The 18,828-nt window shown below is 69.6% G+C and carries 13 protein-coding genes and 5 tRNA genes; 8 read left to right on the top strand and 10 right to left on the bottom strand.

The annotated features are described in order from the left end of the window. The first annotated feature begins 531 nt into the window (after positions 1 to 531). Positions 532 to 738, top strand: coding sequence for a developmental transcriptional regulator BldC (bldC, locus tag ACFWV8_RS28415; RefSeq protein ID WP_003949541.1), 207 nt, complete (start codon positions 532 to 534; stop codon positions 736 to 738). 391 nt (positions 739 to 1,129) lie between these two features. Here the strand turns inward: bldC and ACFWV8_RS28410 are convergent, their stop codons facing one another. The 7 genes from ACFWV8_RS28410 to ACFWV8_RS28380 all read right to left on the bottom strand — a co-directional run bounded on the left by ACFWV8_RS28410 (position 1,130) and on the right by ACFWV8_RS28380 (position 7,741). Then, entirely contained in the window at positions 1,130 to 1,366 is a 237-nt protein-coding gene (locus tag ACFWV8_RS28410; RefSeq protein WP_384209737.1) for a DUF6274 family protein, read from the bottom strand. 170 nt (positions 1,367 to 1,536) lie between these two features. Beyond that, positions 1,537 to 1,611 (bottom strand) — tRNA-Asp (locus ACFWV8_RS28405). A 103-nt stretch (positions 1,612 to 1,714) separates the two neighbouring features. Continuing rightward, complete coding sequence (gene hrpA, locus ACFWV8_RS28400) at positions 1,715 to 5,695, bottom strand: ATP-dependent RNA helicase HrpA (protein WP_384209733.1); 3,981 nt, start codon at positions 5,693 to 5,695, stop codon at positions 1,715 to 1,717. 121 nt (positions 5,696 to 5,816) lie between these two features. Further along, positions 5,817 to 5,890: transfer RNA gene (locus tag ACFWV8_RS28395), tRNA-Phe, on the bottom strand. A 22-nt stretch (positions 5,891 to 5,912) separates the two neighbouring features. After that, a tRNA-Asp gene (locus tag ACFWV8_RS28390) sits at positions 5,913 to 5,987 on the bottom strand. Positions 5,988 to 6,025: 38 nt separating this feature from the next. Next, positions 6,026 to 6,098: transfer RNA gene (locus ACFWV8_RS28385), tRNA-Glu, on the bottom strand. A gap of 80 nt (positions 6,099 to 6,178) precedes the next feature. After that, positions 6,179 to 7,741: a metallophosphoesterase gene (locus ACFWV8_RS28380; protein WP_384209728.1), complete on the bottom strand. Its 1,563-nt coding sequence runs from the start codon at positions 7,739 to 7,741 to the stop codon at positions 6,179 to 6,181. 84 nt (positions 7,742 to 7,825) lie between these two features. On the opposite strand from ACFWV8_RS28380, the gene ACFWV8_RS28375 reads away from it, so the two are divergent. From ACFWV8_RS28375 to ACFWV8_RS28350, 6 genes are all read left to right on the top strand, one after another. Further along, a complete protein-coding gene (locus ACFWV8_RS28375; RefSeq protein WP_384209721.1) occupies positions 7,826 to 8,203 on the top strand; it encodes a metallopeptidase family protein in 378 nt (125 codons plus the stop codon). Beyond that, a complete protein-coding gene (locus tag ACFWV8_RS28370) occupies positions 8,200 to 8,712 on the top strand; it encodes a fluoride efflux transporter FluC (RefSeq protein WP_384209717.1) in 513 nt (170 codons plus the stop codon). Before ACFWV8_RS28375 ends, ACFWV8_RS28370 begins: the two co-directional genes overlap by 4 nt. Next, positions 8,709 to 9,062, top strand: a complete 354-nt coding sequence (gene crcB, locus ACFWV8_RS28365; protein WP_384209711.1) for a fluoride efflux transporter CrcB — start codon at positions 8,709 to 8,711, stop codon at positions 9,060 to 9,062. Before ACFWV8_RS28370 ends, crcB begins: the two co-directional genes overlap by 4 nt. A 157-nt stretch (positions 9,063 to 9,219) precedes the next feature. Continuing rightward, positions 9,220 to 9,801, top strand: a complete 582-nt coding sequence (locus tag ACFWV8_RS28360) for a hypothetical protein (RefSeq protein WP_384209706.1) — start codon at positions 9,220 to 9,222, stop codon at positions 9,799 to 9,801. 265 nt (positions 9,802 to 10,066) lie between these two features. After that, positions 10,067 to 12,193: a DEAD/DEAH box helicase gene (locus tag ACFWV8_RS28355; protein WP_384209701.1), complete on the top strand. Its 2,127-nt coding sequence runs from the start codon at positions 10,067 to 10,069 to the stop codon at positions 12,191 to 12,193. A gap of 137 nt (positions 12,194 to 12,330) precedes the next feature. Then, positions 12,331 to 12,406: transfer RNA gene (locus ACFWV8_RS28350), tRNA-Lys, on the top strand. 103 nt (positions 12,407 to 12,509) lie between these two features. Here ACFWV8_RS28350 and ACFWV8_RS28345 read toward each other — a convergent pair. The 3 genes from ACFWV8_RS28345 to ACFWV8_RS28335 form a co-directional block, all read right to left on the bottom strand. Next, a complete protein-coding gene (locus tag ACFWV8_RS28345) occupies positions 12,510 to 12,704 on the bottom strand; it encodes a hypothetical protein (RefSeq protein ID WP_384209697.1) in 195 nt (64 codons plus the stop codon). Positions 12,705 to 13,709: 1,005 nt separating this feature from the next. Then, positions 13,710 to 14,546, bottom strand: coding sequence for a tryptophan 2,3-dioxygenase (locus tag ACFWV8_RS28340; RefSeq protein ID WP_384209694.1), 837 nt, complete (start codon positions 14,544 to 14,546; stop codon positions 13,710 to 13,712). After that, positions 14,543 to 17,992 carry an indolepyruvate ferredoxin oxidoreductase family protein gene (locus ACFWV8_RS28335; RefSeq protein WP_384209691.1) on the bottom strand — a complete coding sequence of 1,150 codons (3,450 nt, stop codon included), beginning with the start codon at positions 17,990 to 17,992 and terminating at the stop codon, positions 14,543 to 14,545. Before ACFWV8_RS28335 ends, ACFWV8_RS28340 begins: the two co-directional genes overlap by 4 nt. 147 nt (positions 17,993 to 18,139) lie before the next feature. Here ACFWV8_RS28335 and ACFWV8_RS28330 point away from each other — a divergent pair, with 147 nt between their 5' ends. Then, a complete protein-coding gene (locus ACFWV8_RS28330) occupies positions 18,140 to 18,760 on the top strand; it encodes a TetR family transcriptional regulator (RefSeq protein WP_384209685.1) in 621 nt (206 codons plus the stop codon). Positions 18,761 to 18,828: the final 68 nt, after the last annotated feature.

The following is an 18,828-nucleotide window of genomic DNA, read 5'->3' as shown; positions in this document are numbered from 1 at the left end:
CCAAGGCTCCGCCATGTCTCCCTCCTCCGCCTTGCGATCGCACGCACCAGACCCCGCTCCCTAATCCGGCCTGACCGACAAGACACCCCCTAGGCCCCGATACGGATTCTTTACGCCCAAGCGTGATGGAGCGCACTTTCGGGGCTCTTGCGCCCATCACCCACCCTCGTGTCAAAATAGGACAAGGAGTCCGGGGAGGGCTCCTTCCGTCCAAGTGGGGGCGGAATGCTTTGTATTGCGCTCTATTGGGGGTCTCGTGACGCCTGATTGCTCCTGTGACTGATCGTCACTGCGGCGTAACTGTCCGCTATGGCATGGTCCATCGGCTTCCGTCGTTGATGAACACCTGAGAGGGCAATTCCATCGGTTTGGCCGACGAGGCTGGACAGATGGTGTAGTTGTAGTGCCGAGGACAAGCCGTTCGTCCTATAACCGACTCGGCCCGCGTCCGCCATTTCGGGCAACGTGGGTCAAGGTGCAGAATTTAGAGGAAAGAACCGAGATGGTTCGGTTCTCCCGAGGAGGCCGCTCATGACCGCTCGCACCCCTGATGCCGAGCCGCTGCTGACCCCGGCTGAGGTTGCCACGATGTTCCGCGTGGACCCGAAGACGGTCACACGCTGGGCAAAGGCCGGCAAGCTCACGTCCATCCGCACGCTCGGTGGACATCGCCGGTATCGCGAGGCAGAGGTCCGCGCACTGCTTGCGGGTATTCCGCAGCAGCGCAGCGAGGCCTGAACGTCTCGTCAGGGCACAGCTGACAACCAACCAACCCCAACCGGACACCCGGGTCCCCAATCCGGTCGTCCCGCTCCATAGCTCCACATTGATCCACCAGCTTCGCAACGCTCCACACGGCGGGCACCTGCCCCAACAGGGCCCACGCCCCCACAACACGGGGCAAGTCACTTCGATCGCGCTGGACTCCGCCGAGTCCAGCGCGATCTTTTTTGTGTGGTGCGGCCGGAGTTGGGGGTTGGCGGGGGTTCACAGGAAGCGCTTGCGGGGGCGTGCAATTGCACATATCAAATTCGCAGTTGGTAGGCGGGGGGTAAGCAGAGCCCTTCCGTGAACATGGCCGGTGACACCCGTCACAGTGCGAACCTCTTGCCAACTCCCGTCGTAGCACCTAATGAGGGTCGCTGTCCGCTTCTGGTGTGCGGTTCGGAGCGGAGCTGTTGGATGTGTGGTCGCCGCCGTCCCTGCGGCTGTCGTCCGGGAGCGCGGGCGCGGTGGGCTCCATGGCGAGCCGCTGGAGACGATGACAGACCGCGCAGTGGCGCATCACATGCCGATAGCCCGTCGCGGCCGCCAGATGGGCACGCAGGAGCGCCCGAGTCTCGTGTCTGGCCGCCGATGCCACCATGCGCGCCACCCCCCGGATAAAGGGCCCCTGCTGATGACTTACCGGCGCCACGGGAACGCGTCAAGCCACGACACAGCAACGGAGCCCGTATCGAGAAGGACGCGGGCTCCGTCGCGGGCGCAGCAGTGGAGCCCGTATCCAGGGGGATACGGGCTCCAGATAATTCGATGCGGTCCTGACGGGATTTGAACCCGCGGCCTCCACCTTGACAGGGTGGCGAGCACTCCAAACTGCTCCACAGGACCAGAATTCGCGGCTCCGGTGCGCTGTTCCTACCGGCGGCTGCGAAACCAGACTCTACAGCAGTCGAGACAGTGCGGTCGAACCGGATCAGCCCCCGGTCGGCGGCTACGGCGCCGCCGCGTCGATCGCCTTCACGATCCGCTTGTCCGACACCGGCTGCGCCGTGCCCAGGGCGTGCGCGAAGTAGCTCACCCGCAGTTCCTCGATCATCCAGCGGATGTCCAGGACCTGCTGCGGCACCGGCCGCCCGCGCGGGAGTTGTTCGAGGAGCCACGCGTACTCGTCCCGCATCTCGTGGACCTTCTCCATGCGCGTGGTGTCGCGCTGGACGTTCGTCGGCATCTGCTGGAGCCTGCGGTCCGCCGCCACCAGGTAGCGCATCAGGTCGGGCAGCCTGCGCAGCCCCGTGCGGGTCACGAAGCCCGCCGGCATCAGCTCCGCCAGCTGGTCCTTCACGTCCTGGACGTTGTTGATCAGGACCAGGCTGTTCGTGGACTTCAGCCGCCGCTCACAAGCCTGCCAGGCCGCCAGGATCTGCTCGGCCTGGGCGATCGTGCGCACGGTCAGGTCGACCAGGTCGGCGCGGACCTTGTCGAACAGCTTTCGGTACGACTCCTCGTCCCACGCCGGCCCGCCGTGCTCGGCGATCAGCCGGTCCGCCGCCGCGGTGGCGCAGTCCTCGAAGAGCGCCTGGATCGAGCCGTGCGGATTACGGGACAGGGCCAGCTTCTGCTTGTTGTTGAGGGTGTCGGACGCGAACTTGGCGGGACTGACCGGGATGTTGAGCATGATCAGCCGGCGCGTGCCCTGCCACATGGCCCGTTGCTGCTCGGCCTCGGTGTCGTAGAGCCGTACGGCCACGGTCGCGCCCTGGTCGACCAGGGCCGGATACGCCTTGACCGGCTGCCCCGCCCGCCGGGTCTCGAAGGTGCGCGAGAGCGTGCCGATCGTCCAGTCCGTGAGGCCCGAGCGCTCCACCGACTCGCCCGTGGGCCCCGCCACCGCCGCCGCGGCCTGGGAGAGCGCCTTGCGTGCCTTGGGCTTGAGGGCGATCCGCAGTGCCTCCAGGTCCTTGTCCTCGGCGAGCTTGCGGCGCCGCTCGTCGACGATCCGGAACGTGATCTTGAGATGGTCGGGCACCCGGCCCGGATCGAAGTCGTCGGCCGTGACAGGCACACCGACCATCCGCTGGAGCTCGCGCGCCAGCGTCACGGGAAGCGCTTCCTGAAGGGGCACCGCCCGCTCCAGGAACTTCTTCGCGTAGTTCGGCGCCGGGACGTAATGCCGGCGGATCGGTTTCGGCAGGGAGCGGATCAGCTCCACCACCACCTCCTCGCGCAGCCCCGGGATCTGCCAGTCGAAGCCTTCGGAGGTGATCTGGTTGAGCACCTGGAGCGGTACGTGGACGGTCACACCGTCCGCGTCGGCCCCCGGCTCGAACTGGTACGTCACACGGAACTTGAGCCTGCCCTGCCGCCAGGAGTCCGGATAGTCGTCCTTCGTGACGGCGCCAGCGGCCTCGTTGATGAGCATCGAGCGCTCGAAGTCGAGGAGTTCGGGCTCCTCCTTGCGCTTGTGCTTCCACCACGAGTCGAAGTGCGCGCCGGAGACCACATGATCGGGCACCCGCTCGTCGTAGAAGTCGAACAGCGTCTCGTCGTCCACGAGGATGTCGCGGCGCCGGGCGCGGTGCTCCAACTCCTCGACCTCGCCCAGAAGTTTGCGATTGTCATGGAAAAACTGATGGTGCGTCCGCCAGTCGCCCTCGACGAGCGCGTTGCGGATGAACAGGTCGCGTGAGGCCTCCGGGTCGATCCGGCCGAAGTTCACCTTGCGCCGCTCGACGATCGGTACGCCGTACAGCGTGACCTTCTCGTACGCCATCACGGCCGACTGGTCCTTCTCCCAGTGCGGTTCGCTGTATGTGCGCTTGATCAGATGCTGGGCCAGCGGCTCGATCCAGTCGGGGTCGATCTTCGCGTTGACCCGGGCCCACAGCCGCGACGTTTCCACCAGCTCCGCGGACATGATGACGCGCGGCGGCTTCTTGAAGAGGGCCGAGCCGGGGAAGACCGCGAACTTCGCGTTGCGCGCGCCCACGTACTCGTTCTTCCCTGTGTTTCTCCCGCCCTCCCCCCCGGCGTCTTTCACGTCCTTGAGCCCGATGTGCGACAGCAGGCCGGCCAGCAGCGAGATGTGCACGGACTGGTCGGGCGCCGGAGCGCTGTCGTCGCCCTCGTCGATCTTGATGCCCATCTGCTTCGCGACCGTGCGCAGTTGGGAGTAGATGTCCTGCCACTCGCGGATCCGCAGGAAGTTCAGATACTCCGCCTTGCACATCCGGCGGAAGGCCGAGGAGCCGCGGGCCTTCTGCTGCTCTCGGATGTAGCGCCACAGGTTCAGGAAGGCCAGGAAGTCGGAGGTCTCGTCCCGGAAGCGGGCGTGCTGCTGGTCGGCCTGGGTCTGCTTTTCCGACGGGCGCTCGCGCGGGTCCTGGATGGACAGCGCGGCGGCGATCACCATCACCTCGCGTACGCAGCCGTTCCGCTCGGCCTCGATGACCATGCGCGCCAGGCGCGGGTCGACGGGCAACTGGGAGAGCTTGCGGCCGAGTTGGGTGAGCTGCTTGCGCGGATCCTTCTGCGTGGCGTCGAACGCGCCCAGTTCCTGGAGGAGTTGGACGCCGTCGCGGATGTTGCGGTGGTCCGGCGGGTCGATGAAGGGGAACTTCTCGATGTCGCCCAGGCCGGCCGCCGTCATCTGGAGGATGACCGAGGCCAGATTCGTACGGAGGATCTCGGCGTCCGTGAACTCGGGCCGGGAATCGAAGTCGTCCTCGGAGAAGAGCCGGATGCAGACGCCGTCCGACGTACGGCCGCAGCGGCCCTTGCGCTGGTTGGCACTGGCCTGCGAGATCCGCTCGATCGGCAGGCGCTGGACCTTGGTGCGGTGCGAGTAGCGCGAGATACGGGCGGTGCCGGGGTCGATCACGTACTTGATGCCCGGCACGGTCAGCGAGGTCTCCGCCACGTTCGTCGCCAGGACGATCCTGCGGGTCGCGCCCCCGCCGGGTCTCTGGAAGACGCGGTGCTGCTCGGCGTGCGACAGACGCGCGTACAGGGGCAGCACCTCGGTGTGCCGGAGCTTGCGCTTGTCCAGCGCGTCGGCGGTGTCGCGGATCTCCCGCTCGCCGGAGAGGAAGACCAGGACGTCGCCGGGGCCCTCCGACTGGAGTTCGTCCACGGCGTCGCAGATCGCGGTGATCTGGTCGCGGTCGCCCTCGGCGCTGTCGTCATTGTCTTCGAGGAGCGGGCGGTAGCGGACCTCGACCGGGAACGTACGGCCCGAGACCTCCACGATCGGCGCGTCGCCGAAGTGCCGGGAGAAGCGCTCGGGGTCGATCGTCGCCGAGGTGATGACGAGCTTGAGATCCGGGCGCCTGGGGAGGAGCTGGGCGAGATAGCCGAGCAGGAAGTCGATGTTGAGGCTGCGCTCGTGGGCCTCGTCGATGATGATCGTGTCGTACGCGCGCAGGTCGCGGTCCGACTGGATCTCGGCGAGCAGGATTCCGTCCGTCATGATCTTGACGAACGTCGAGTCCTGGTTCACCTGGTCGGTGAAGCGGACCTTCCAGCCGACGGCCTCGCCGAGCGGACTCCTCAGCTCGTCGGCGACGCGCTCGGCGACGGTGCGGGCGGCGATCCGGCGCGGCTGGGTGTGGCCGATCATGCCCCGGACGCCCCTGCCGAGCTCCATGCACATCTTGGGGATCTGGGTGGTCTTGCCCGACCCGGTCTCACCGGCGACGATCACGACCTGGTGGTCGCGTATCGCCCGGAGGATCTCGTCCTTCTTCTGGCTGACGGGCAGTTGCTCGGGGTACGTGATCGCGGGCATCCGGGCCGCGCGGGCGCGTACGCGCTCGGCGGACCTGCCGGCCTCGGCCGCGATCTCGTCGAGGACGGCCTGCCGCGCTTCGGGCTTACGGATGCGCCGGACGCCTTCGAGACGGCGGCCGAGGCGCTGCGAGTCGCGCAGCGACACATCGGCCAGCAGGGACTGAAGGTCGGCGAGGGAAGTAGACATACCGAGCCAAGGGTCTCACCCGGGCCGGGCGAGTGGCGAACCCATTTCGCGGGGCGGGTACACGGAAGCCCCTGCCGAGGCTCTCGGCAGGGGCATCTCGTATCAACTTCAAGCTCAGGAGTGGCTGGGGCCGGGATCGAACCGGCGACCTATCGCTTTTCAGGCGATCGCTCGTACCAACTGAGCTACCCAGCCACGCGGCTCTCGCGAGCCACAGCGGTCCTGACGGGATTTGAACCCGCGGCCTCCACCTTGACAGGGTGGCGAGCACTCCAAACTGCTCCACAGGACCAAGCAATGTGCGAGACGAGTCTCGCACACGGTGTTGCGTGCCCCCAACGGGATTCGAACCCGTGCTACCGCCTTGAAAGGGCGGCGTCCTGGGCCACTAGACGATGAGGGCTAAGGGCCCGCCTGGGCGCTTGGTAGCGCGTCGGGGACGTGAGAAGCATATGGGATGCGGGGAGCTATCGCCAAAACGGTTTACGGGGCAGGGGACCCGCCCGCCGGCGACGGTGACGGGTCCGTCCCCGGTACGCCCGCCTCCTCCGGCAGATGGCGGCTGACCTCCGCCGTCGTCAGCCCCAGTCCGCCCAGGGTGATCTCGTCCCACGCCTGGAGCCGCTTCGTCGTGCTGTCCAGATAGAGCAGCGAGGCCCGGACCTTCTCCGGCTGGTCGTTCTGGACCGCGCGCAGTCCGCCGCCGCCCGCCGAGCCCTCGATCTTCAGCCGCGTACCGAGCGGCATGATCTCGGTGTCCCGGCGGTGCACATGGCCGGCGAGCACGAGCGGCACCGTGCCGTCCGTCTCCCTGGCCGCGATCGGGTTGTGGGCGACGGCGATGTCCACCGGGGTGCCCGCCCGCTCCTGGTCGCGGATGGCCGACGCCAGCCGGATGCCCGCCATCTCCTCGGCCGGGTCACCGGCGTTGACCAGCGAGCGGTCGGGGGTGAACTGCGGGTCGCCCGTGCCCGCCACCCGGATCCCGGCGACGGTGACGGCGCGGCCCTTGTCGAGCACATGGACGTTCTTCAGGCCCTCCAGATACTTCTGGGTGGCGGCCGAGTCATGGTTGCCGCGCACCCACACGTACGGCGCGCCGAGGTCGGGGATCGGGTCGAGGAAGCTGTTCTCGGCGGCCGAGCCGTGGTCCATGGTGTCGCCGGAGTCGATGATCAGGTCGATCTTGTACTGCTCCACGAGTGAGCCGATGATGTGCCAGGACGCCGGGTTGAGATGGATGTCGGACACCTGGAGGACGCGCAGGGTGCCCGGGTCCGGCTGGTACGAGGGCAGGGTCGACGTCGCGTCGTACAGCTTGGTCACGTTGGTGACCAGCCGCGCCAACTCCTTCTGGTAGACGTCGAATTCGGTGACGATCGAGCGCGCGCTGCCGACGACCTGCGGGGCCGAGGAGAGCAGCCCGGAGAAGCGGGGCTCCAGCACGGACTTCGGGTTGAAGGTCGCGAACGCGGTGGCGCCGGACGCGGTCAGCAGCACGAGCGCGAGCCCGCCGGCGGCCAGCGCGCGGCGGGGGCGGCGGTAGACGGCCAGACCGAGGGCGGTGGCGCCCGAGACGACGGCGACACAGGACCGTACCGCCAGCTCCGTCGTCCCGACCATGACATCGCTCGCCACCTCCTCCTGGAGACCAGAGAGGCGTTCGGGGTGCTCGACCAGGGCCTGGGAGCGGACCGGGTCGAGCTGATCGACGTCGACGTCGAGGCGGATCGGGGCCGTGTGGGAGTCGAGTTCCAGCGCGCCGAGCGGCGAGACGTTGATCTTCGTGCCGCCGGTGAAGGAGGGACGCAGGGTCATCTTGGTGTCCATCGGGCCCACCGGCGTCCGCACACTGCCGACGATCAGCAGCCCGAGCCAGGCGCCGAGCACCACGACAGCGATGAGGCCGAGCGCGCGGGTGTAGGGGTGCGGGGAGCTGACGAGGGCGCTGGTCGGTCCGTCGCCGCGGGACCGGTAGTGCCGCCGGATCCGGCCGATCGCCGTGAGCGCGGTACGGAACGGGACACGTCGTACGTCGCGGGCCATTGGGCGCGTATGCCCAGGGGGGCGCGCGATCATGCGTGGGCTACGCCGTGCCCCGATCTTGGTGACCTGCGTGACAATGGCGGGGTGCTGGAGATGACGCGCGAGGAGTTCGAGGAACTGGTGGCCGAGGCGCTCGACCGGATCCCGCCCGAGCTGATGCGGCTGATGGACAACGTCGCGGTGTTCGTGGAGGACGAGCCCGATCCGGCGGCGGCGAAGGAGTCGGGGGAGGAGTTCGACGCCGATCTGCTCGGGCTCTACGAGGGGACGCCGCTGACCGACCGCGGCGAGTGGTACGCGGGGGTGCTGCCGGACCGGATCACGATCTACCGGGGGCCGACGCTGCGGATGTGCGAGACGCGCGAGCACGTGGTGGCCGAGACGGAGATCACGGTGGTGCACGAGATCGCGCACCACTTCGGGATCGACGACGAGCGGCTGCATGAGCTGGGGTACGGGTGAGCGGGGGCGGGGGCTTTGAGGGCGGGCAGATCGGGTCCGCCGAGGAGCCGGTAGACCCCGATGTCGATCTGCGGGTACCGGGCCAGCGCGCCGAGACGGCCGGGCACCGGCTGTGGCAGGTGCTGGCCGTGATCTCGGCGGGCGGTGCGGCGGGCGCGACGGCGCGGTACGGCGCGGAGCGGCTGTGGCCCACGGCCGACGGCGCGTTCCCCTGGACGACCTTCGTGGTGAACGTGCTGGGGTGCGGGCTGATCGGTGTGCTGATGGTGCTGGTCGCCGAGGGCGGCTGGTCGGTCCATCCGCTGGTGCGGCCGTTCCTGGGGGTGGGGGTGCTGGGCGGTTTCACGACGTTCTCGACGTACACGCTGGACTTCCTGCGGCTGGTGCGGCACGGCGATGCGCCGGCCGCGCTGGGGTACGCGGCCCTGACGTTCGCGGGCGCGATGGCGGCGGTGTGGCTGGCGGCGAAGCTCACGCGCCGCGCCGTGGGGCCGGTGACGGCGCCGTGAACTGGCTGCTGGTGGTCCTGGGCGGCGCGGTCGGGGCGCCGCTGCGTTATCTGACGGACCGTGCGGTGCAGGCGCGGCACCAAACCCTGTTCCCCTGGGGGACGTTCACCGTCAACGTGGCGGGGAGCCTGGTGCTGGGTGTGCTGGCCGGGGCGACCGTGTCGTCGGCGACGTACGCGCTCATCGGCACGGGTCTGTGCGGGGCGCTGACGACGTACTCGACGTTCTCGTACGAGACCTTGCGGCTGGCCGAGCGCGGGGCGGGGCTGGTGGCCGGCGCGTATGTGACGGCGTCGGTGCTGGCTGGGCTCGGCGCGGTGTGGGCGGGATGGGAGCTGGGGGCGCTCTGAGAGCCCGCCGGCGGCCGGCCCCGAAAGGCCGGTCCTGCTTGGGTGCGTGGCGGGCGTGTCCCTCGCGGGGGAAAGGAAGTTGGGCAGGGCAATCCTCTCCCTGCCGGCGGGCTCCCTTCGGCGGGCGAGCCGTTTCACGCCCCCGGAGGTGCCCCGCGTGCGCCAGTTGTCCGCCCCCGGCCGTTTCGCCGTCTGGATCGTCACCTCGCTGGCGGTCGCCACCTCCACCGGCTGTATGAGCGTCGGGGACAACGAAGGGAAGCCGGCTCCCTCGCGATCGGCCGAGCGGTCCGGGTCCGCGGCCGAGGAGGACGGTGGTACGGCGGCGGACGCCGGCGCGGGCCTGCCGGCCGGCGGCCCGAGCGGCGAGGGGCCGAGGGGCGCCGAGAAGACCGGCAAGCACGGCGAGAAGGGGAAGCCGGGCGATCCGGAGGCCTCGGGAGACCCGTCGGCGAAGCCGTCCAAGGGCCCGGACGGCAAGCCGCTGCCTCCCGCGCCGAGGCCGCCGGGCGGCGACGTACCGCCCGAGGAACAGCCGACCGGGACCCCGCCGCCGCCTTCCGAGCCGCCACCGCCTGACCCGCCCGCGGAGCCTCCGGCCCAGCCGGAGCCGAGCGGTCCGCCGGATCTGCCGTCGGCGTCGCCGGCGGCGGACGTACGGACGAACGCGCAGGGGCCGGGGGACGGGGTCGGGATGCGGAAGGAGCCCGTGGCGTCGCCGCAGTTGGGGCCGGTGTGACGGCGGGGGCTGGTGTGAGGGGCCGTGTGAGGGCCGGGGGCCGGCGGGCCCGGCCGGTGTGAGGCGGATCGCGGGGAAGCGGTTTGCCAGGGAGGGGGAGCGGTGCGTATGGTAGTAGATCGTTTGATCATTGCCTGGCGCCGACACAGAAGAGCGCCGCGTGGCGCGTACTCTCCCTTGCCGTGGCTGACCGCATCGAGGCGGTCGAATTGCGAATCACGGAGTTTGGGCGCGTGCCGAGACTCCGGAAGGTTTCGCATTTCGCATGTCCATTTCCAGTACTGACCACACCGTCATGCCCGAGAACGAGTCCAACGATTCGGCGGGCTCGATCGACGGCGTCACGACGGACACCGTCGAGGCGACCGAGGCCCCCGCGGCCCCCAAGACCCCCGAAGTCACCTTCGGCGACCTGGGGTTGCCCGAGGGCGTCGTCCGCAAGCTCACCCAGAACGGTGTCATCGCCCCCTTCCCGATCCAGGCCGCGACCATCCCGGACGCCCTGGCCGGCAAGGACATCCTGGGCCGCGGCCGTACCGGCTCCGGCAAGACCCTCGCGTTCGGTCTCCCGCTGCTGGCGACCCTCGCCGAGGGCCACACCGAGAAGAAGAAGCCCCGCGGCGTCATCCTGACCCCGACCCGTGAGCTGGCGATGCAGGTCGCCGACGCCCTCCAGCCGTACGGCGACGTGCTCGGCCTGAAGATGAAGGTCGTCTGCGGCGGTACGTCGATGGGCAACCAGATCTACGCGCTGGAGCGCGGTGTCGACGTCCTCGTCGCCACCCCGGGCCGGCTGCGCGACATCATCAACCGCGGCGCGTGCTCGCTGGAGAACGTGCGGATCGCGATTCTCGACGAGGCCGACCAGATGTCCGACCTGGGCTTCCTGCCCGAGGTCACCGAGCTGCTCGACCTGGTGCCGACCGGCGGCCAGCGCATGCTCTTCTCCGCCACGATGGAGAACGAGATCAGCACCCTGGTCAAGCGCTACCTGAAGAACCCCGTGAACCACGAGGTCGACAGCGCGCAGGGCAACGTCACGACCATGAGCCACCACGTGCTCGTCGTGAAGCCCAAGGACAAGGCGCCGGTCACGGCGGCGATCGCGGCGCGCAAGGGCCGCACGATCATCTTCGTCCGTACGCAGCTGGGCGCCGACCGGATCGCCGAGCAGCTCCGCGACTCGGGCGTGAAGGCCGACGCGCTGCACGGTGGTATGACGCAGGGCGCGCGCACCCGGACGCTGGCGGACTTCAAGGAGGGTCACGTCAACGCGCTCGTCGCGACCGACGTGGCCGCCCGCGGTATCCACGTCGACGGCATCGACCTGGTCCTGAACGTGGACCCGGCCGGTGACCACAAGGACTACCTGCACCGCTCGGGCCGTACGGCGCGCGCCGGCAAGTCCGGCGTCGTCGTCTCGCTGGCCCTGCCGCACCAGCGCCGCCAGATCTTCCGGCTGATGGAGGACGCGGGCGTCGACGCCGCGCGTCACATGGTCGCCGGGGCCGGCGCGTTCGAGCCGGAGGTCGCCGAGATCACCGGCGCCCGTTCGCTGACCGAGGTCCAGGCCGACTCCGCGAACAACTCCGCCAAGCAGGCGGAGCGCGAGGTCGCCGACCTGACCAAGGAGCTGGAGCGCCTCCAGCGCCGGGCCGGAGAGCTGCGCGAGGAGGCCGACCGCCTCGTCGCCCGCGCCGCGCGCGAGCGTGGGGACGACCCGGAGGCGGCGGTGGCGGAGGTCACGGCCGAGGCCGTGGCGGCCATCGAGGCGGCGTCGGCAGCCGCGTCCGTACCGGCCCAGACACCGCGCGACGACCGCGGCAACTACGCGCGCCGGGACGACCGCGGCGAGCGCAGCGGCCGTGGCGGCGCGAAGGGCTACACGCCGCGCGACGGCGGCAGCGGCGACCGCGGCGGTTTCCAGCGCCGCGAGGAGCGCGGCAACTACGGCCGTCGTGACGACCGCGGTGGCGAGCGGGGCGGTTTCCAGCGTCGTGACGACCGCCCGGCGGGCGGTGGTTACCAGCGCCGTGACGACCGTCCGGCCGGTGGCGGTTACCAGCGCCGTGACGACCGTCCGGCGGGTGGCGGCTACCAAGGCCGTGACGACCGTGGCAACTACGGCCGTCGTGACGACCGCGCCTCGGGTGGCGGCGACCGCCGCGACGGCGCCCGCTCCTTCGAGCGCCGCGAGCACCGTCCCACCGGTGACCGCCCGTTCAACCGCGACCGCCGTGACGACCGCCCCTCGGGCAGCTTCCGCTCGGGCGGCCACGACCGCCCGTCGGGCCGTCGCGACGACCACCGCGGAGGCACGACCGGCACGGGCACGAGCACGGGCTCGTTCGGCCGCCGTGACGACAAGCCGCGCTGGAAGCGCAACGGCTGACCACTGATCGACGGGGCCCGTACCGCACCGAATCCCGGCTGCGCTACGGGCCCCGTCCCGTGGTCTCCCCCCACCACCGGGGGATACCCGATCGGCTGCCCGCCCGGGGCGGGCTATGCTCGTGGATGACTCGTCAGGGGCCGTTAGCTCAATTGGCAGAGCAGCGGACTTTTAATCCGTTGGTTGTGGGTTCGAGTCCCACACGGCCTACCACTCAGGCCCAGGTCAGGAAGGTTCTGACCGGGGCCTGTTGAACGATCGTGATGTCCGGCTGGGCCGGGAACGCACCGGAGGCACTCGCGCCGGCGGCTAAGGCTCAGCAGTGGTGCTTACGCTGGTAATACCTTGCCCTCTCGACCAGTTGCTTGAAGTGATTGATGACCTGGGTGTACTGGCCAATCACGGGCAGTTCAACAGTGCCCGGCTTGTTCCAGATCGCGGCGATCGCCGCTCGGGCATCGCGAATCGTCCCTTTCCAGCGGATGATCTTTCGCCTCTCAGGTCCGCGCACACCGCCTGACAGGAAGGGCTCGCACAGTGGGCAGTGACCAGCCAGGGCAGGGGGTGAGCCTCGGTACCGTCTTCGACCGTCTGGGCTCGACGCTGCTCTCGACGGAGGCGGGCCGGGACCACCCCGAGCGGGTGGTGACGTCGGTCGTGCTCCACGAGCGGGGGGAGGCGCTGCGGATCAGCCCGGGGGCCATCGTGCTCGGCGTCGGGCTGCTCGACCCCGAGGACATCGCCGATGCCATCCAGGTGCTGGATGATGCCGGTGCCGCCGCTTTGGTCATCAGGGAGCCGCACACGGGCGGCGATCTCATCGCCGACGTCGTTGGGCGCACCTCTCTCACCTTGTACGGTCTGGTGCCCGGCGCTTCCTGGATGCGGGTGGCGACCTTGATCGACGCGGCGTTGAGCACGGCGTCGGCCGATGAGCTGCTGCTGGGGAGTCCTGCCCCCGGCAACGATCTGTTCGAACTCGCCAACTCGCTGGCGGTACTGCTCAAGGCCCCCATCACGATCGAGGACGCGTCGTCGCGGGTGCTGGCGTTCTCGGCCGACCAGTCGCGCACCGACGAGGGCCGGCGCAGCACGATCCTCAGTATGCGAACTCCCGGCGTGGAGCTTGAGGTTCAACGACGTCGCGGTCTCTTCCGTAAGGTCTACGAGTCCCCGGCCCCGGTCTTCGTCGATGAGATCGTGCCGGGGGCCATGCCTCGCGTGGCGATGCGTGTCAGGGCGCGTGAGCAGATCCTCGGGGTGGTCTGGGCCATTGTGGAAGGCCCGCTCACGCGGCGTCAGGAGCAGGCGATGGCTGAGGCCGCGCAGGTGGTGGCCCTGACGATGCTCCGCGCGCGGGTCGGCGCCGACGCCGCCGACCGGTTGCGGGTGGCTCTGCTCTCAAGCCTGCTTGAGGGGGGAGCGAGTGCGCGGAAGGCGGCTCAGCAGCTCAACCTCACCGCGGCGACGCTCTGTGTGGCCGCAGTGGCCGCGGTGGCCACTGTGGCCGACGCGGTCACGACGGGGGAGGCTTCGGCGACGGCCGAGCTTGACAAGCGTCGCCCCCGCTCGGTCCTCCGGTCCCGGTCTTCATGCCGATCGTGCGCTGCACGACACGAAGGTGCCGGAATCGCCAGGCCTGGAAGTTGTCCTCAAGGTCGACGAGGTCTTCGCATGCCTCGTAGACGTGCCAGGGCGTGGAGTCGGACTCGTAGATGTCGCGGAAGACGGGGACCAGTGCGGGCTGTGGTGTCCACGGCACGGTGACGTCACGCCCGACGACCTCCGCGGGGATCGGATATCCCTGGCGGGCCAGCATGCGCAGGAAGGCGTCGTAGAGCGTCGGTTGCTCCAGCACGTCGGTCAGGAGGGTGTGAGCGGCCGGCTCGCTTTCGAAGACCGCGAGCATGGACCGGTTCTTGTTGCCGAGGATGAACTCCACGGCTCGGTACTGGTAGGACTGGAAGCCTGAAGAGCTGGCCAGGGAGTCGCGGAACTGCGCGTACTCACGGGGGGTGAGCGTCGCGAGGACCGACCACCGCTCGGTCAGCGTGCGTTGAATGCTCTTGACGCGGGCCAGGCACTTCAGGGCCGGCTCGACGTGGTCGTTGTCCAGGTGCTCGCGGGCAGCGCGCAGCTCGTGGAGAACGAGCTTGAACCACAGCTCGGTCGTCTGGTGCTGCACGATGAACAGCAGCTCGTCGTGGTGCTCCGGAGAGGACTGCGGATGCTGTGCCGACAGCAGCCGGTCCAGATCCAGGTAGCGGCCGTAGGTGAGTGCGTCGGAAAGGTCGGTCCGCACCCCCTCCTCGATCCGCCGCACTCCGTCGGGCGCCGCGTTCTCGGGCGTCACCTCGCCGGCGTCCCACTGTGCAGAGCCTCAAGGGCGCGTGGTGCCTGTGCGAGGTATTCCTCGATCCGGGCCGCTTTGATGCCCTCGTATCCGCGGATTGCCCGGGGAAGTTCCGCCAGTTGAGCGACCGCGTCGGCGTTGTCCGGAGTGAGCTGTTCCAAGGCCTGGCGCACATGTTGTTGGTACTGCGTGATCAGGGCCCTCTCCGCGCGGCGCATCTCGGTGCGGGCGAAGGGATCGATCGGGGTGCCACGCAGGCGGCGCGCGGCCCGCAGAACTCGGAACGTCGGCCCGGCGGTCCGGCGCAGCCGCAGTTTGCGGTTCATGCCCAGCGCGCGCAGGACGGGCGGGTGGAGCAGGACCGAGACCCGGGCCAGGGATCCGAACTCGGCGCGGATACGGGTCTGTTCGGCGGGGTCCAGATGCAGACGTGCCACCTCGTACTCGTCTTTGTACGCCATCAGTTGGTGCAGCGACGCGGCGAACGCCTGGGCGATACGACGGCCTTGCGGCTGCCCCGCGCGTTCGGTGGCGAGAGTGGTGACGGTCTCCACCGCCTGGCGGTAACGCTCGGCGTAGGCCCTGTTCTGATACCCGGCCAGGTCGTCGAGGCGGCGGGCGACCACATCTTCCAGGGTGGCGCTGAGGGGTGTCGCCTCAGACTGGGGTGGGGCGGTTGCCCGCCGTACGGTCCCGGGGTCGGCCACGACGGCGCGCCCCCAGCGGAACGCGGCCAGGTTCTTCGCCACGGCGGCGCCGTTGAGTTCGATGGCCTGCTCCAGTGCCTGTGCGCCGACCGGCAGGCAGCCGTGCTGGTAGGCCGCGCCGAGCAGCAGCATGTTGGCGGGCATATGGTCGCCGAAGAGCCGCTCGGCGAGTCGCTGGGCGTCCAGCGCCAGCGGGAGTGTGCCGCGGGTCGCGGAAGCGATCTTGGCCAGGGCGTGCTCCGGGCCGCCAGGTACGGCGACCTGTCGGGTGATCATGGCGGCGGTGGGGACGACGGCGGTGTTGACGACGGCGACGGTGCGCTCGGGGGAGCAGGTCGCCAGGTTCGCGTCGGCCGCCGCACCGAGCAGGTCGAAGCCGATGAGTACGTCGACTCCGCCGTGCGGGGCACGGACGCTTCCGGTGACGGGACTCTTCCCGATCCGTACGTCGCTGACGACGGGACCTCCCTTCTGGGCCAGGCCCGTCTGGTCGAGACCCGCCGCGTGCAGCCCGTCGAGGAGGGCGGCCATCTGCAGGATCTGCGAGACGGTGACGACACCGGTGCCGCCGATGCCGGGCATGCGCAGCACGACCTCGTCGCTGGTGACGCGGTCCTGTGGTTCGGGCAGCGGGCCGGGGGGCTCCGGCAATCTCACGGGAGCGGGCTTGACGGCCGGCCGGCCCGGTTCCACCAGGAGGAAGGAGGGGCAGTCGCCTTTGAGGCAGCTCAGGTCGGAGTTGCAGGACGGCTGGTGGATCCGGGTCTTGCTGCCGAACTCTGTCTCCACGGGCAGTACCGACAGGCACGTCGACTGTTCACCGCAGTCACCGCAGCCTTCGCAGACCCGTTCGTTGACAACGACCTTGGCGGTCAGCGTGGGGAGCAGGCCGCGTTTGCGCATGCGGCGTTCCTCGGCCGCGCAGCGGTCGTCGTGGATCAGTACCGTCACGCCTTCCACCTCGGCCAACTCGGCTTCCACCTGGGCGAGTTCATCGCGGTGGCGGACACTGGCGCGCGGGTCGAGACGGACCCCGCGGTAGGTGTGCGGTTCGGCCGTGGTGATCACGATGCGCCGGACTCCCTCAAGTGCCAGGAGCCGGGTGAGGTCGGGGACGTCGAGGCAGCCTTCGACGTTCTGCCCGCCGGTCATCGCGACGGCCTGGTTGTAGAGGAGCTTGTACGTCATGGTGGCCCCGGCCGCGACGGTGGCGCGGACGGCGAGTGACCCGGAGTGGTGGAAGGTGCCGTCGCCTAGGTTCTGCACGAAGTGCCGGTCGTCGGTGAAGGGGGCGAGGCCGAGCCACTGTGCTCCTTCGCCTCCCATCTGGGTGAGGCCGATCTGCTGGCCGCGGGAGCCGCTGTCGTCGAGCGCGACCATGGCATGGCAGCCGATGCCGACCCCGACCAGTGTGTCCGGACCGCTCTTGGTGGAGCGGTTGTGGGGGCAGCCGGAGCAGAAGAACGGTGTGCGCTCGGCGATGAGCGGCAGCATCCGCGGTCCGGCCGGTCGTGGCTTCGGTGCGAGCGCAGCCGGCGCGTGTGGCAGCCGTTCGGCGCCGATCAGTCCGACGAGTGCCCGGGTGACGTCGTCGGCTTTCAGCGTGCCGCGGACCGGCAGCAGCGTCTCTCCATCGGCGTCATGGCGCCCGACGACCGACGGTGCGCCCTGCCGACCGTAGAGGGTCTGCTTGAGATGGCCTTCGAGGAAGTCGGTCTTGTCCTCCACGACCAGCAACCCGTCGAGTCCGTCGGTGAGTTCGGCCATGTGGTCGGCGTCCAGGGGGAAGGGCATGCCGAGCTGAATGAGCCGGATGCCGAGACGCTCGGTCTGAGCCTCGTCGAGGCCGAGGTCGCTCAGGGCCCGGCGTACGACCGCGAAGGACGCTCCCGAGGCGAGGATTCCCAACCGGGCCCGCCGGGCGGAGCCGACGACGCGGTTGATGCCGTGTTCGCGCGCGTAAGCGCGGGCGATGGCCAGGCGCCGGGTCAGGAGATCCTCCTCGGCGTCCAGCGCGACCGGGATGACCGGCGCCAGGGCGGCGTTCACGGCCCGGCGTTCGGGCACCGGTATGCCGCGGCCGAGGCCGGTGAGGTCGACCGTGGCCGAGGAGTTCGCGACATCGGTAACGATCTTCAACGCCGTCCACAGTCCCGCCGCCCGGGACAGGGCGACGGCGTGCAGTCCGTAATCGATGATCTCGCGCACCGAGCCCGGCGCGAACAGCGGCAGCCCGAGACTCTGGCACATCACCTCGCAACTGCTGGGGAGGGTGGAGGACTTGCATTCCGGGTCGTCCCCGATCCAGGCGACCGCCCCGCCCAGCGCGGCGGTGCCCGCCGTGGTCGCGTGCCGGATCGCGTCGGCGGCCCGGTCCAGTCCCGGATTCTTGCCGTACCAGAACCCGGTGACACCTTCGTGGCGTGCGCCCGGAAGCCGCCCGAGGCGCTGGGTGCCACCGACCGCGGTGGCAGCGAGTTCTTCGTTCAGTCCCGGTCGGAAGACGACACCGGCCTCGTCGAGGATTCGGCCCGCGCGCCCCATCTCCAGGTCCACCCCGCCCAGCGGGGAGCCCTGATAGCCGGACACGAACACCCGGGTGTCCAGGTCCTGTTCGCGGTCGATCCTGCGTTGCTCCAAGGTCAGGCGCACCAGCGCCTGGACTCCGGACATCAGGGCGCGTCCGTCCCCGGCGGTGTACTTGGCATCCAGGGACGGGACCCGGCTCTGCGTGCTCACGTTTTCCTCCATGGAGTCCAGGGGCGGGGTACCGAACCGGCGCCGCTGAGTGGCTTCCCGCTCTACCGAGTGAACGATAATAACGTTATTATCGAATCTCAACCCGCGATACGGCCGCTCCGCGGACGGCTGAAGGAGTTCGTACGCATGCCCACCACCCGTACCGAGACGCGTGACCGGAACAAGCGAGCCCTCCTCGCGTCGGCCCGGGATCTCGTCGCGTCCGACGGCACACAGGTATCCCTGGGTTCGATCGCGGAGGCGGCCGGACTGACCACGGGCGCCGTGTACTCCATTTTCGGGAGCAAGCAGAAACTGCTGGTCGAACTCCTCGCCGAGGACTTTCACCGGTACCAGGGCGCACTGGCCGCGGTCGCCGACCCCACGTTGAGCCTGCGGGCCGTACTCAGGGGAATCGCCGACGCCTGGCTCGCCGCCTACGCCGGTGAGAGCGCCGCACGCTGGTCGTTCGAGCTCAACATCGCGCTGGCCGCGGTCCACGACCCGAAGCTCAAGGCGCGGCTGGGAGAGCTCAAACGTGACGAACTCGACGGCCTCTCGGCTCTGCTGACGGGGCGGCTCGTCCACCAGGCCGCGCCGGGCCCGCTCACCAGCGAAGTCGAAGCCCGCGCGGTGGCGGACGCGCTCCGCGCCCTGCTCTCCGGGATCGCGTTCCAGTACGCGATGACCGACCAGCGTCCCGAGCGGACGTTCCTCCGTCGCGCGTGCGAGGCACTCGCGACGATGGCCGAACAGGACGCGCGGTGAACCGTGCTTCGTCAGGGATATCGACCGCGCCCGGCATCGAATCGGCTTCCCCCCGATGAGGAGAATGA

Origin of the sequence: Streptomyces sp. NPDC058665 (genome assembly GCF_042714995.1) — a bacterium.
GTDB lineage: Bacteria > Actinomycetota > Actinomycetes > Streptomycetales > Streptomycetaceae > Streptomyces.
Note: the sequence above shows the minus strand (reverse complement) of the source record. Positions and strands in the feature narration are given on the sequence as shown.